The organism is Roseateles sp. 22389 (assembly GCF_052044995.1).
Classification (GTDB): Bacteria; Pseudomonadota; Gammaproteobacteria; order Burkholderiales; family Burkholderiaceae_C; genus Roseateles.
Genome location: NZ_JBQEOF010000008.1, coordinates 245,171 through 260,492 on the forward strand (window position 1 = coordinate 245,171; position 15,322 = coordinate 260,492).

General features: G+C 71.7%; 7 protein-coding genes. All 7 read right to left on the reverse strand.

All coding sequences use genetic code 11. The features are described 5' to 3' along the window. Positions 1-35: 35 nt before the first annotated feature. Positions 36-1,988 (reverse strand): sialate O-acetylesterase, encoded by a 1,953-nt coding sequence (locus ACTJKJ_RS13785; RefSeq protein ID WP_440820804.1) that lies wholly within the window; start codon positions 1,986-1,988, stop codon positions 36-38. Continuing rightward, positions 1,985-4,957 (reverse strand): TIM-barrel domain-containing protein, encoded by a 2,973-nt coding sequence (locus ACTJKJ_RS13790; RefSeq protein ID WP_440820805.1) that lies wholly within the window; start codon positions 4,955-4,957, stop codon positions 1,985-1,987. The genes ACTJKJ_RS13785 and ACTJKJ_RS13790 overlap by 4 nt, the downstream gene beginning before the upstream one ends. A gap of 46 nt (positions 4,958-5,003) precedes the next feature. Continuing rightward, the gene (locus ACTJKJ_RS13795; RefSeq protein ID WP_440820806.1) at positions 5,004-6,911 is read right to left on the reverse strand and encodes a glycoside hydrolase family 97 protein; all 1,908 of its coding nucleotides are present in this window, start codon (positions 6,909-6,911) and stop codon (positions 5,004-5,006) included. Positions 6,912-6,949: 38 nt separating this feature from the next. Further along, positions 6,950-9,487 (reverse strand): dockerin, encoded by a 2,538-nt coding sequence (locus ACTJKJ_RS13800; RefSeq protein WP_440820807.1) that lies wholly within the window; start codon positions 9,485-9,487, stop codon positions 6,950-6,952. Positions 9,488-9,719: 232 nt separating this feature from the next. Next, a complete protein-coding gene (locus ACTJKJ_RS13805; protein ID WP_321170189.1) occupies positions 9,720-10,928 on the reverse strand; it encodes a LacI family DNA-binding transcriptional regulator in 1,209 nt (402 codons plus the stop codon). Positions 10,929-11,148: 220 nt separating this feature from the next. Next, positions 11,149-14,154 (reverse strand): sensor histidine kinase, encoded by a 3,006-nt coding sequence (locus tag ACTJKJ_RS13810; protein ID WP_440820808.1) that lies wholly within the window; start codon positions 14,152-14,154, stop codon positions 11,149-11,151. Positions 14,155-14,284: 130 nt separating this feature from the next. Continuing rightward, positions 14,285-15,322, reverse strand: a 1,038-nt coding sequence (mmsB, locus tag ACTJKJ_RS13815; RefSeq protein WP_440820809.1) for a multiple monosaccharide ABC transporter permease, incomplete at its 5' end; no start/stop codon positions are given.

A 15,322-nucleotide genomic window follows, 5' to 3' on the forward strand; every position in this document is an offset into this window, starting at 1 on the left:
GCGCGTGGCGATGGGGACGGACAGGGCGCGACGGCTCAGCGCCCGTAGCGGCGGCCGGCCGAGGCCAGCGGCCAGTCGTCGGTGCGCAGCGGCGGCAGCGGCAGGCCGTCGCCGCCGACGATGTTGGCCTCGCCGGGGTTGTCGACCCAGGCGTAACGCGCCGCCACCGGCGCCGCCACCGCGTCGCTGCGCAGCACGATGCGATCGCCGTCGAAGCGCGCCTGCGCCGGCGCCCAGCGGCGATCGGCGCCGGCCAGGTAGAAGCCGCGCAGCGGCTCGCCGGCCCGCGTGGTGCGCAGCCCGCCTTCGGTGCGGTCGAAGCGCAGCTCGAACTCGGCGCCGCGGGCCTGACCACCGATCAGTCGCGGCCCCATGGCCGGCGCGTCGCGCAGGCCCAGTTCATGCATCGCGACGGCGGCCAGGCGCTCGCCCACGGTGCGCTTGTTGCGCGGATGGATGTCGATGGCGTCGCCGATGTCGATCGCGGTGGCCATGCCGGTGTGCGGCAGGGCGAGCGCGGCGGCCTGGCTGCCGCGCAGCTCGGCGAAGCCGTTGCCGTCGGGCCGGTTGTCGGCCAGCGGCCGCCAGGCGGCAAGCTGCACGAACAGGAAGGGCAGGTCCGGGTCCCCGAACTGCTGACGCCAGTCCTGGATGAGGCGCTTGAAGCCGTCGGCATAGGCCGCGGCGCGTCCTGCGTTTTCTTCGCCCTGGTACCAGAGCACGCCACGCACCGACAGTCCCTGCAGCGGCGCGATCAGGCCGTTGTGGCCCAGCGCCGGCGCGTTGTTGGCGACCGGGCCGGCCGCCGGCGCGAGCTTCTCGACGCGGGCACGCCAGGCACCGACCAGCGTCACCGGACCTGCCGCCGTGTCCAGGCGCAGGTCGGCGGCATCGCCGTAGATGCCGCCACCGCCGCCGGTGTCGGTCACGCGCACGGCGATCCAGTTGGCGCCCGCGCGCAGCGTCCCGGCGGGCACGGCATAACGACGGGACAGCTCCCAGCCGCACTGGCCGCCGATGCGCTGGCCGTTGATCCAGACCTCGTCGCAGTCGTCGACCTTGGCCAGATGCAGCTCGGCCGCGCCGGCCGCCTGCGCCGCGGTCAACTCGATGCGCTTGCGCATCCAGACGATGCCGTCGAGGTCGGCCAGTCCCTGGCCCTCCCACACGCCCGGCGCCTGCAGCGTGGGCCACTTCTGGTCGAGGTCGGCGGCCGCGCTCCAGCCCGAGGCATCCGACGCATTCAGCGGCAGGCCCGGCTGCCACGCCGCCACGCGCTGCTGCAGGCGCTGGCCCAGCGCGGCGCTGAAGGCGGCGTTGTCCGCGGGCAGCGCCCGCACCGCTGGCGCGAGGTCCGCGTCGCGCAACGCGGCGGCGCGGCTCATCCAGGTCTCGAGCATGGAGCCGCCCCAGGCCGTGTCGATCAGGCCGATGGGAATGCCCTGCACCGCCTGCATGCGGCGCGCGAAGTGATAGCCGACGGCGCTGAACTCGCCCACGCGGCCCGGCTCGGCGACCACCCAGGGCGCCGGCGCGATCTCCGCCTCCGGCCGCACGCTGGCCCGCAGCGGCACGCGCAGATGGCGCAGCCGCGCATCCTGCGGCGAGGCCACTTCCTGCGGCCCGGTGTCGCTCTGCGCCAGCGGCCACTCCATGTTGGACTGCCCGCCCAGCAGCCAGACGTCGCCGATCAGGACGTCCTCCAGCGTGACGGTCTGGTCGCCGGTCACCTGCAGCCGGTGCGGACCGCCGGCCGGCAGCGGATCCAGCTGCACGCGCCAGCGGCCATCGGCACCGACGCGAGTGGTGGCCTCGCGGCCGCCCAGCGTCACGGTCAGCGACTGGCCGGGCGTGGCCTGGCCCCAGAGGCGCAAGGGGCGGTCGCGCTGCAGCACCATGTGCTCGCCGAAGACCTCGGACAGGCGCACCTCGGCCTGGGCGGTGGCGGCCAGCAAGGCCAGGATCAGGGGAAGGACGGTCTGCTTCATGGACGGGAGGAAGGGGAGTCGGTGCGGGAGTCGAAGGACAGGGCCAGGGCCCGGCCCTGGTACTGCACGGAGCGGGTCTGCTCGACCCGGTCGGGGGTGGCCATGACTCGCACCCGCAGCGTGCGATGCGTCACCAGGCCGGGGAAGCGCCCCTGACGGGCGCCGATGTGCAGCGTGCGGCGGGCATCGTCCCAGCGCAGCGCGACGGTGGCGCGCTCGCCGCGCTCGTAGCGGTAGGTCTCGCCGTCGTCCTCGTACAGGACGAAGCGGCCGTCGGCGCCGGGATAGACGCGGATCTCCAACGGCGCGCCGGCGTCCTGGCCGGTGTGCTCGACGACGGGCCCCATCGGCACGATGGCGCCGCCGCGCACGAAAAGCGGGAACTCGTCCAGCGCGTAGTCGCGCGCGACGCGGCCGCCGCCGGCGTGGCGCTGGCCGGTCCAGAAGTCGGTCCAGTCGCTGCCCTGCGGCAACAGGGTTTCCTGCCGGCGGTCCAGCCGGCCCTGCATCTCGACCAGCTCGCGCGCCTGGGTCGGCGTGCGCCAGGCCAGGCGCAGCAAGCGGCCGCGCGTCTCCTGGAAGTAGTCGATGCGCAGCTTCAGGCGCTGGCCGGCGCGCAGCGTCAGGCGATGGCCCTTGAAGCGCGGAGGGCCGAGGTTCCAGTCGTCGACGACCAGTTCGTCGTCCAGCCACAAGCGGAAGCCGTCGTCGCCCTCGAGGCCGATCTCATGCTCGCCGCTTTCGGCGGCGATGAGCTCGCCGGTCCAGCGCGCCGAGAAACGCATCAGCCCGCTCAGTCCCGGCGGCACGCTGCCCAGCGGCGGATCGGGCCAGCGATGCTCGATCACCGTGTCGACGGTGCGGCTCGCCGGCTTCTCGAAATCCATGCCGTCGAAGTACTCGAGCAGCAGGCCGCCCTGGCCGTCCGGGGTGCGCAGCTGCGCGGCCGGCACCGTCGCGGGCGGCGGCAGCACCGCATGGAACATCGGCCGCGTGATCGGCTGCACCAGGAAGGCCGGGCCGAACATGTAGGAGTCGTCCACCTTGCGCAGCGCGGCCTGGTCCGGGAAGTCCATCGCCAGGCCGCGCATCATCAGATAGCCCTCCTGCGTGGCGCGCCAGGCGAGGCTGTAGAGGTAGGGCAGCAGCTGGTAGCGCAGCTCGGCGGCGCGGCGCAGCGAGCCGTACACCGCCGGGTCCAGGCTCTTGAACAGGTAGGGCTCGCGCTCGACCGAGGTGCCGTGGATGCGGTAGATCGGATTGAAGATGCCGAACTGGTTCCAGCGCGCGTAGAGCTCGCGCCAGGCGGGATTGCGCTCGCCCTCGGCGAAATTCACGAAGAAGCCGCCGGTGTCCTGCGACCAGTAGGGCAGGCCGGCCATCGCGACGTTCAGCCCGCCGGCGATCTGCGCGCGCAGCGAGGCCCAGCTGGATTCGGTGTCGCCGGACCAGGGCGGGGCGGCGTAGCGCTGCTGGCCGGCCCAGGCCGAGCGCGTCAGCGTGAACACGCGCCGGCCCGACGGGCCCGCCGCGCGCTGTCCTTCGTAGACGCCGCGGGTGGTCAGCAGGCTGTAGACGTTCAGGTAGCGCGTGAAGTCGCCCATCGCGTTGCGGCCCAGGCGCTTGATGTCGGCCTCGACCTCGGCCGGGTCGTGCGCCGCGCCGCCGACCTCGACCTCGGTGCCGTCCATCCACAGCGCGTCCACGCCGACGTCCAGCAGGCCCTGCTTGACGTGCTTGAAGTAGATGCGCCGCCCGGCGGGGCTGAAGGCGTCGTAGATCCGCGCGCGTTTGGAGATCCAGTGCAGTGGCTCGAAGCGCAGGTGCTGCGCGTCGAGCTCACGGGCCAGCGCCGTGTCGTTGCCCACCGACGGCCAGATCGAGACCATCAGCCGCGTGTGCAGCGGCCCGTGCAATTCGCGCGTCATCGCGGCGGGATCGGGGAAGCGCTCGCGGTCCCAGACCATGCCGCTCCACTTGCCGTCCCAGACGCCGTCCTTCTCGCCGCCCCAGTACTGCCAGTCCTGAACGATGGTGTCGAGCGGGAAGCCGTCGGCGCGGAAGTGCCGCACCACGTCCAGCAACTGCTGCTGAGTCTGGTAGCGCTCCTTGCTCATGAAGAGCCCGAAGGCGGTCTTGGGGAACATCGGCGCGGCGCCGGTCAGCGCGCGATAGCCGGTGATCACGCCGTCCATGTCGCCACCGGCGACCAGGTAGTAATCGGCGCCCGCGGGCGCGCTCTCGGCGCGGAAGCTGGCGCCGTCCGGCCCGTCACTGAAGCTCATCTTCGAGTAGACGTCCCACAGCAGGCCCCAGCGGCGCGTCGACACCATGAACGGCACGACGATGCCGATGTTGGTCTGCACCATCAGGACCTCGCGGCCGCGGTAGTCCATGTAGGGCTCGTTGTACTGGCCCAGGCCATAGAGCGACTCGTCCGGCGTGAGGCTGAAGTGCTGGGCGAGCGAATAACTGGGACTGCCGGCGATCTCGACCTGCTGCAGCTCGGTGGGCGCGCGCTCGCGCTCCCGGGTCAGCAGGCGGCCAGCGCCGTCGAGGAAGGTCAGCGCGCCGCTGCGCTTGTCCACGAGGACCTGCACGCCGGGCGCGACGACCCTCAGCGTGTCCGCCTCCTCGCGCACTTCGATGGCGAGCGGACGCGGCCTGGCCACGACCACCAGGCTGGGCTGCGCGGTATGCGCCACGCCCAGGTGGGCGGTGACCCGCACCAGTCCCGGGCCGTAGAACAGGATGCCCTTGGTCAGGCCGTCGAGGCGGAACTGCACCCCTTCGGCGACACGGCGCCAGCGGAAGCCGTCCTGCGAGCCGTCCAGCGGCAGCGCGTTCAGTTGCCCGGCCGCGTCGAGCGCGGAGGGCAGCGGCGTGGCGCTCCCGGTGGTACTCGAGGCGACGGCCAGCGGGCCGGCCGAGGCCAGCGCCATCAGCCCGAACACATCACGGCGTCTCATGTCGGTGCGTCCTCCTTGGCGTGGGCTGGCGTGAGCGCGCGCGTCCTCACGGCGCCGGCTCCAGGATCACGGCGGCGCCGCCGGCCGCGGCCAGCGACAGCGTCAGCACGTCGGCGTTCGTCACGCTGCGCGTGCTGCGACGGACCGCGCGCACGACCTCGCCGTCCTGCCAGATCGTCGCGCGCCACCGGCCGGGCGGCAGGAAGCGGAGCGGGACCTTTTCGGTGCGGGCGCGTTCCGACGTCATCGCACCGAGGTACCAGGCCTTGCCGCTGCGCCGCGCCAGCACGATGTCCTCGCCGGGCTCGCCGGCGAGGAAGCGGGTCTCGTCCCAGGCTGCGGGCACGCGGCGCACGAAGTCGAAGCCGGTCTCGCCGCGGTAGTTGGACGGGTCGTCGGAGACCATCTGCAGCGGGCTGTCGTAGACCACGTACATGGCCAGCGCCTGGCCGCGGGTCGTCTGCGTCAGCGGCATCGAGGCGCGCACCTCGAAGTCCCCCGGCGTGGCGTTGCGGAAGCCGCCGGGCGTGTAGTCCATCGGGCCGGCCAGCATCCGGGTGTAGGGCAGCATCAGGTTGTGCCGCGGCGTGATGCGCCGGTCCATCTTGTTCCACTCCGCGCCCAGCACGCCTTCCTGGGTGATGAAGTTGGGATAGGTCCGCTGCAGCCCGGCGGGCACGTAGGCGCCGTGCAGGTCCAGCAGCAGGTGACGTTTGGCGGTGGCTTCGGCCACGCGCTGGTAGAAGGCGACCATCTCCTGGTCGTCCCGGTTCATGAAGTCGACCTTGATGCCCTTGATGCCCCAGCGCGCGTAGGTGTCCAGCACCTCTTCCATCCGCGGCGCCAGGTGCTCCCAGTGCACCCACAGCAGCAGGCCTACGCCCTTGTCGGCGGCGTAGCGCACCAGGGCCGGCATGTCGATGCCGTCGGCCGCACGCGTGATGTCGGTGCCGGGCAGCGCGTCGCAGCACGGGCCGGTGCCGAAGGCCCAGCCGGCGTCCATCAGGTGGTAGGGGAAGCCCGATTCCGCCGCGAAGTCGATGAAGCGCTTGTAGGCAGCCAGGTCGGGCTTCACGCCCTCGAGCGGCCCGGACCACCAGTCCCAGGAGGTCTTGCCGGCCTTGACCCAGCTGAAGTCGCCCCGCGGCGGCGGATTGAGGTTGCCCACCAGTTGCGACTCGATCAGCTGGCCGGCGCGGTCCGCCATCATGACGGCGCGCCAGGCGGTCGTCAGGCCGGCGCTGGACACATAGGCCGGCCCCTCGCGCTTGGGCACGCCGGACAGGCGCACGCGCAGCGCGGGGCCGTCGCGCCACAGCGAGGCGCCGGTGTAGCCCTCCAGGTGCGCCTGCGTGATGGCGTAATGCGTGCGGCCCGAGGGCGTGGCGCAGACCACCGGCACGTCGTAACCCGTATCGCGCTTGAGCTCGGAGATCCGCAGCCGCTCGAAGGGCAGCTCATGCGCGCCTTCCACCGGGGTGACGAGGCAGGCCGGATCGCCGGCCGGCACGAAGGCCGTGCGCTCATCCTTCAGCCGCACCGGGCCCTGGCCCTCGAGCCGGTAGCGGAAGGCGACGCCCTCGTCATAGGCGCGCGCGTCGATGAAGAGGCGCCGTCCGCCGCCCGCTTCCCGGAAGGTCAGCGTCGTGCCGAGGTAGTGGTCGCGCGCCGTGGCCGCCTTGGTGGCGACGAGCGGGATGACGCGGTCCTCCCGCGTGTCCTGGCGCGACTCCAGCGTCAGCGCGCCGAGCGGCGGCTGGCCATCGAGCGCCAGTCCCAGCGGCGAGTCGGCGATGACCGTCTCGCCCTTGCGGCTGATGCTGAAGCGGCTGCCGTCGTCGGCGATGCGCAGCGTGATGCGCCCGTCGGGCGACGAGAGCAGGGCGTCCGCCGCCTGGGCACCGGACGCGCCCAGGGCCAGGACGGCCGCGGCGATGGGGGTGATGATCTTCATGCGGAGAAAGGGAAGGGGCCCGTCGCCGGGCCCGTTGGTCAGTTGCTGTACACCACGCCGCGGCAGCTGCCGCCGGCGTAGATCCGTCCATAAAGGCCCTGATCGGCGGCCATCACGCCCAGGCCGGCGTACTGGTGGGCGTCGTCGTTGTGGCGCACCCACGTGGCGCCGGCATCGTCCGAACGCCAGACGCCCCACACGCCGTTGATCACGCCCACCACGTAGACGGCCGCCGAGTAGCTCGAGCCCGGCTTGGCCTTGCCCAGCGCGACGATGCTCGCGCCCGCCACTTCGGGGCCGAGCCAGTCCTGCCGGCCGCCCCAGATCGGCGCGAACGCGCCCACCTTGGTCCAGTTCGCGCCCGAATCCAACGAGTGGTAGACGGCCAGGCCGTCGGCCACCCACAGGTCGCCTTCGGCGTTCGGGTTCACCGCCATCGACGACGCGCCCCACGGCGCGAAGCGCATGTTGGCGGCCACCGAGCCCTGGCTCAGCGCGAAGGTCCGGCCGCCGTCCGTCGAGACGTAGACCTTGGCCGGGGTGTAGGTCCACCACGCGCCGCCCGAGTCGTAGGCATAGACCTTGTTGGCGTTCCTGCGGTCGGCCACCAGGCGATAGCTGCGCGGCACGCCGCCGACGACGGTGAGCGCCGGCAGGTTGGTGGCCGTCCAGCTGTTGCCGTTGTCGGTGGTGTAGGAGGGCACCGAATCGGCCGGCGCCCAGACGACGCGGTTACGCGCCGGCACGGCCAGGTTGGACGCCTGGTTGATGTTGGCCGCGGCGCCCGCGGGCAGACGCGCGAACGGTGCCCAGCTGCGGCCGCCGTCGCCGGACCAGTAGCCGGTCCCGACATGGCCGCTCGCGGTGCTGGTGACGTTGGCGTTGGCGATGTAGTTGGGATCGGACCAGGCCATGTCGGCGGAGTTGCCGTTGCTCCACTGCTTGTAGGGGCTCAGCGTCGGCGTGGTGCCCAGGTCGGTGTGGACCCAGGTGCCGACGTCGCCCGAGTTGTTGATGAAGGTGTAGGAGGCGCCCGCCGGCGGCGTGGCCAGGCTCAGCGTGCAGGTCTCCTCCAGGCCGTTGACCGCGAAGTTCCAGCTCGGCGTCGACGAGGACGCGTTGCGCGTCTCCCAGATGCCGCCGCCGAAGACATGCAGCACGCGATCGCGGTTGAAGGGATCGATCTCCACGTCGTCGATCCAGCCGGAGAAACCGTCGCTGGCCGGTGTGTGCGGCATGGTGGCCGCGATCTCGCGCCAGTTGCGGCCGCCGTCGTCGGACAGCTGCACCACCTGCTGGCCGCTGTAGTTGCCCCAGGTGCCGCTCACGCCCAGCGCGATGCGTGCCGTGGCGCCGGTGCCCAGCACCGACAGGCCGCCATAGCCGGCGCCATCGTTGCTGTTGAGCAGCGTCCAGGTGTTGCCGTTGCTGGCGTCGTACCTGTAGAGCCGCGCGGGGCCCGCGTCGCCCGGGCCGGCGCCCTTGGTGAAGAGCAGGTACAGCGCGCCGTCGGCGGTGCGCACGATGTGCGGGATGTGGAAGCCCGACACCGGCGTCGCGACCGGCGCCCAGGTGGCGCCGCCGTCGACCGACTTGTAGAGGTTGGACCCCAGGCCGGCCGCGTTGACGTAGTCCGGCGCGATGGCGGCCCACAGGGTCCGCGTCGGCGTGCCGCTGCCCTTGGTCGAGGTGTCGAACACCAGGTGCTCGACACCCATGACCTGGCCGCCGAGGTTGTTGATCTGGTCGGCGGTGAGCTTTGTCGACGACAGCCCGCTCACCTGGGCCCAGGTGCGGCCGGAGTCCCCGCTCCTCCACAGGCCCGCCGTGCGCGAGCCATAGAACAGGATCGACGGATTGTTGGGGTCGACCGACAAGCGCTCGCCGATCGCCCGGCCGTTGTTGTTGCCACCCGCCGAGAAGGGCAGGTTGAAGAAGGTCCAGCTGCCGCCGCGGTTGTTGGAGACGTACAGCCGGGCCGTGGCGTCCGCCGAGGCCGACATGCCGGTGACCATGTAGACGCGCTGGTCGTTGGTGGGATCCAGGGCGATGCTCTCGACGCCGTGATGGAAGCCCTCGGCCGCGGTGAAGCCATCGTTGATGGGAATCCAGGACGACGAGCCCGCGTCCCAGCGGTAGGCGCCGCCGACGTCGGTGCGCGCGTAGAGCAGGTCCCGGGCGCTCGGATGGAAGACCAGGCCGGTGACATAACCGCCGCCGCCGAACTTGGCGCTGGCCCAGGTGCCGACCTTGATCGAGAACGCCTGCTGGCTCTTGGCGCCGCAGGCGTTGGTATAGGTGGCCGTGGCGGTGCAGGCCGCGGCGGGCTGAATGGTCTGCTCGCGGGAGGCGCCGACGGTGCCACAGCCGCTCCAGCTCCAGCTGCCGCCCGAGACCGGCTGCGGACCCAGCACGGCCGAGCCGCCGGTCTTGAGCGTGGCCGAGGCCGTCGCCGACCAGCTGCCGCCGACATTCACGAAGGGCTTGATCGGCGTCGGCGTGCAGGTCTGCGCCATGGCGGTGGACACGCCGGCGGCCGCCAGGGCCAGCAGCAGGGGGGAGGATCGCAATCTCATCGGTCGACCTTTCAGCAACGGGCCCGGCCGGTTGTCTCCTCCGGGCGCGAGCTTGATGGAATCTGGTTACGGCCCTGTTGGGGGCGCGTGATATTCCGCTAAATCAAGGCGACGCGATGTTAGTTTGTGTATTGAATGAACTATCTAGGGGAAAGACCTCACCGGGACGGTGCGCCGTCCCAGCGCGGGGCACGGTGACGAGGCGCGACCTCAGGCGTCCGTCAAGCGCGCGTCAGGAGATCGCCAGGCGGGTGCGTCGCGGCGCCCCCAGCGTGACGCCGGCGACGAGCTCGGTCGGCAGCACCAGGTGGCCGGGGGCGGGCAGGGGCTTGTTGCGGCGCATCGCGTCGATGCGCTCCACCAGCAGTTCGACCGCGCGGCGCCCCATTTCGTGCAGCGGCTGCCGCATGGTGGCCATCTGCACCGAGCGGGCCATCAAGGTGTGGTCGTAGCCGACGACGGAGATGTCCTCCGGGATGCGCAGGCCGCGCGCGCGCAGCGCCTCGATGCAGCCGAACGCGATGGCGTCGTTGCAGCCGAAGACCACGTCGGGCAAGGGCCGCCCGCGGTGGCGGCGCAGCCAGGCCTCGATCGCGTCGCGCCCGCCGTCGATGGTCAGCGGCGCGCGGATCACATGGCCGGCGGCGGGCTTCACGCCGGCCTCGGCATGGGCGCGCAGATAGCCGTCGACCCGCCGGTTGGCGCCGGCGAAGGCCTCCGGGCCGCCCACGTGGAGGATGCGGCGGTGGCCGCGCGCGAGCAGCTCCCGCACCATGTCGTGCGCGCCGGCCTCGTCGTCGGTCTCCAGGTTCGCCACCCCGGCCAGCGGACGGTCGGCATGGACCGAGACCATCGGCGTGTGCTGCGGCAACCAACTGGCGCTGTCGTCCGGCAGGCGCGGGCCGAGCAGGACCAGGCCGTCGACGCGGCCGTCGCACAGCGCCGGGAGACGGGCACGGATCTCCGCCCAGTCCCCCAGGGTGAAGACCACCGTGGTCTGGCCGGCGGCGGTCGCGCCATGGATGATGCCGCTGAACACCTCCAGGACATAGAGGTTGGGCTCCTCGCTCTGGAAATTGGCGACGAAACCGATCGCATTCGTGCGCTGGCTGGCCAGCGCGCGGGCCGTGGCGTTGGGCCGGTACTGGAGCCGCTCGGCCGCGGCCAGGACGCGTTCACGGGTTTCGGCCGACACCCGCGCCGAGCCGCGGCGACCACCGTTGAGCGCGGACGAGGCCGCCATGCCCGACACGCCGGCCTCTCGCGCCACATCCGCCAGCGTCGGCGCGTCGCTGCGGCGACGGGTCGATGGGGTCGGCGAGGCGACCGCCTCGGCACGCGGTGGGGCCGGTGCTTTGGGCGGCGCTTTCGGGGGCGCGTTGGACGCCTTCGACGCCTTGGCAGGCGGCTTGGCGGGCGGTTTTGGCGGCGAGGCAGGCACGGAGGAGCGGGGGCGAAGTCGTGACAGCGCGAGGCCGCGGACTGTAGCACCGGCCCTCCATCGCCCGCGGGCCCGGGGCCGCGTATCGCCCGCCTGGCCGCGGGGGTGCCGGATCAGGCCGGTTCGTGGCAGGGGCCGGTGGTCTCGCGGACCTCGAGGTGGATGGCCGGGACCGTCGGCGCCGGCTCGTACGGCGGCGGCCAGGCCCAGTACGACTGGGTCAAGGTCGAGTGAGGGCAGGGGGGCGGTGCAGCGGGGCGGTGAATTCGACCACCGTGCCGCCGCCCTCGGGGCAGCGCACCGAGAGCTGACCGCCGACGACCTCGGCGCGCTCGCGCATGCCGCTCAAGCCGAAGTGGCCCTCGCGCTCGCCCCGTCGCAGCACCTCGGGATCGATCCCCTGGCCGTCGTCGCGTACCTGCAGGCACAGCTGCCGCGCGTCGTAGCGCAGCTCGACGTCGATCCGCGTCGCCTGCGCATGGCGGAAGGCGTTGCGCAGCGCCTCGCCGGCGATGCGCACCGTTTCGTCGCGCAGCAGCGGATGCAGCTCCTGCGGCTTGCCTTGCACCTGGACATCCACCGGCAGCGCGCGGCCGCTTTCGCTGGAGAGCTCGCGCGCGAGCGTCCGCACGGCTTCCGCCAGGCTGTTCGTCTCCAGCGTCGACGCGCGCAATCCCTGCACGGTGTCGCGACCTTCGGTGATCGCGCCGGCCACCTGGTCGATGGCGGTGTCCAGCACCCGCTTGGATTCGCGCGGGCGATCGGGCAGCAGGTTGGACGCGGCCTGGAACTGCAGCAGCAGCCCATTGAAGCGCTGCAGCAGCGTGTCATGCAGATCGCGCGCGATGCGCGTGCGTTCCGCGACGCGGCCCTCCAGCGTCGCCTCGAACTGCCGATGCAGTCGCCGCACGCGCAGCCGCAGCGCGAGCTGGAAGCCGGCCCAGATCAACCCTGTGAGCACCACGAGGCTGCCCACGCGGAACCAGGTCGTCTGGTGGAAGGCGGGCAGGATCGTGAACTCGAGCTGCGCGCCGTCCTCGTTCCAGACGCCGCTGTTGTTGGCGGCCTTCACCTGGAATCGATACTGACCCGGCGGCAGGTTGGTGTAGCTGGCCTGGCGGCGGTCGACGGCCTCGCGCCAGTCGCTGTCGTGGCCTTCGAGCCGGTAGCGGAAGCGCGTGCGCAGCGGATCCGCCAGGCTCAGCGCGACGAAGTCGATCGTCATGTCCCGGATCCGCGGCGGCAGCCGCAGGCCTTGCTCGATCGGGTAGCTCTGGTGGTCGGCGGTCAGGCGCTCGATGTGCACGGGCGGCGGCACCGTGTTGGAGGGCATGTTCGCCGGATCCGCCCACAGCAGCTCGGCGCCCGCGATGAACCAGAGCTTGCCGTCGGGCTGCCGGGCCACCGGCGGATTGAAATAGGCCTGCGGGGTGACCATGAGCGGCACGCCATCCGTCACGCCCCAGGACACCGGCGAGACGCGGTGGGCCGGGTCGGCGATCCAGGCCGCGAGGTCGCCTCGGTCCACCCGCACCAGTCCGCAGGAGGTGTACATCCACAGGGCACCGCCCTGGTCCAGCGTCGACCAGTGGATCGTCTCGCAGGGCAGGCCGCTGGCTGGCGTCAGCGCCGTGACGCGACCGTCCTTGATGCGCTTGAGGCCGGTGGACCCGGTGGCCACCCACAGCGCGCCCTCGTCATCCACGCGCAGGCCGGTGACCTGCCCACGGCCCGGCACATGCGCGAAGCTGTAGTTCGCTGCGACCTTGCCGTTCTTGACGTACGACACGCCGCTGCCATCCCAGAAGGACAGCCAGAGCCCGCCGCGATCGGCCACGACAAGCTGTGCCTGCTGCGAGTGCCCCAGCGCGGCCCACGGAATGTTCTCGGCGAAGCGGCCTTGATGCAGCCGCGCAAGCCCCTTGTTGCCGGACAGCCAGAGGTTGCCCGCGGCGTCGCCGGCCATGGCGAAGATCTCGCTGCTGGGTCCGCCGTCGACGGCGACGAAGCGCTCGTTCGCGAAATAGGCCAGCCCCGTGGCCGTGCTCACCCACAGGCGCCCCTGCGCGTCCTGGTACTGGGCCTGCACCTGCGCGGAGGGCAAGCCCTCTTGCTCCTTGAAGAGGGACAGGCGGCCGTCCTTCCACCGCGCCAGACCGCCGTTCGTGGCCACCCACAGGGCGCCGTCGGTGGCGGCCAGGACGGACTTGGTGACGTCGTCGGGCAGGCCCTGGCGTGTCGACAGCGTGGTGACCGGCAACTTGCGGAAACGGTCCATGCCCCGTTCGCTGCCGTACCAGACGTTGCCCTCGCGATCCTCGAAGAGGCTGCACGCGATGTTTCCGGAAAGCCCGTCCATGCGCGTGAAGCTGTCGGCCTGGCCGTCCTTCACATGCAGCAGGCCCAGGCCCTCGGTGCCGATCCACAGCCCGCCATCGCGGTCGCGCAGCAGCTTGTTGGCCTTGACCTCGGTGTCGGCCATCCATTCATCGGGCTTGGAAACCTTGCGGAATCGATGGGGCACCCACTGGTCGCCGGCCCGTTCCCAGAGCCCCTTGGACGCGATGCCGGCCAGGACCTGACCGTCGGCGGTCGTGGTGAGGTCACCCACGCGCGCGCCCGGCACGGGATAGCGCCGCGGCGTTTCGGGGCCCCACCGCCAGATGCCGGCCTCCGCGCCGACCCAGAGCTGGCCGGCGCGGTCCTCCGCCAGGCTCCAGACGAAGCTGCCGAAGCCTCCTTCGGGCGCGGCGCACTGGATGCTCTTCCCGCGGATGGCGCACAGGCGCCCGGCCTGGCCCAGCAGACCGGCCCAGACCGTGCCTTCGCGGTCCTCGACCAGCGAGGTCACGAAGGTCTGGCCGATCTCCGGATGCCGCGCGACGAACTTGCGTCCGTCCCAGCTCGAGAGTCCATGGAAGGTGCCGATCCACAGCGTGCCGTCCCGCGAGGCCAGCAGGCTGTAGGGGCCGCTGGGCAGCACCTGGCCGTCGGGTGGTTGCCACTCGGTGAATCGATGTCCGTCGAAACGGAACAGACCCAGCGATCCGGCGATCCAGAGGTAGCCATCGGGGGTCTGCGCCATCGCGAAGACCAGGCCCAGCGAGGCGCCGTCACGCGCGGTCCACGAGGTATGCGCGTACTGGGCGACCTGTCGCGGCGGATCGGCCGCCAGCGCCGGCGGCAGCGTGGTGAACAGCGCCGATGCCAGGAGCAGCCTCGTCACGAGGCGGCTTCGACCTTGGCCTTTCGGTGGGCTCACGGGCACTCCTTCGCGGCGGGCGACGCGTCGGCAGCGTATCGCGAATGCCGGCGGGCCGCATCCCGGGAGTGGTGGGGCGAGTGCGCCTTCGCGCCTATTTGCGCTTGTTGTAGACGTCGACGAACACGGCGGCCAGCAGCACCAGGCCCTTGATGACCTGCTGGTAGTCGATGCCGACGCCCAGGATGGACATGCCGTTGTTCATCACGCCCATCACGAAGGCGCCGATCACCGCGCCCATGATCTTGCCCACACCGCCCGAGGCTGAAGCCCCGCCGACGAAGCAGGCGGCGATCACGTCGAGCTCGAAGCCCAGGCCCGCCTTGGGCGTGGCGGTGTTGAGCCGCGCGGCGAAGACCAGGCCGGCCAGCGCCGCCAGCGCGCCCATGTTCACGAAGGTCAGGAAGGCGATGCGCTGCGTGCGCACGCCCGACAGGCGGGCCGCCTTCTCGTTGCCACCGACCGCATAGACGCGACGGCCCAGCGTGGTGCGGCCGGCGATGAAGTCATAGGCCAGGGTCAACCCAACCATCAGCACCATGACCGTCGGCAGCCCCTTGTAGGAGGCCATCAGCCAGCTCATCGCGGCGATCGCGGCGACCAGCAGTCCCTGCCGCGTCCAGAAGACCACCCCGGGCTCCGTCTCCATGCCGTGCCGCGCCGCCGCGGCGCGATGCCGCCACGCGACCGTGAGCGAGGCCGCCGCGAGCAGCAGGCCCAGGCCCAGCGTCGTCGGACGCGGATCCTCCTGGCCGAAGAGCTCGGGCAGGAAACCGGCGCTCAGCGCCTGGAAGCTGTCGGGAAAGGGACCGAGCGACTGGCCCTGCAGCAGCGCCAGCGCCAGGCCCTTGAACACCAGCATGCCGGCCAGCGTCACGATGAAGGACGGGATGCCCAGGTAGGCGACGAACCAGCCCTGCGCGCCGCCGATCACCGCGCCTGCCAGCAGGCAGACCAGGCCGGCGGGCAGCGCGGCCCATTCGTACTGGACCATCAGCACCGCCGCGAGCGCGCCGATGAAACCGCATACCGAGCCCACCGAGAGGTCGATGTGGCCGGTGACGATCACCAGCAGCATGCCCAGCGCCATGATGACGATGTAGCTGTTCTGCAGGACCAGGTTGGTGAGGTT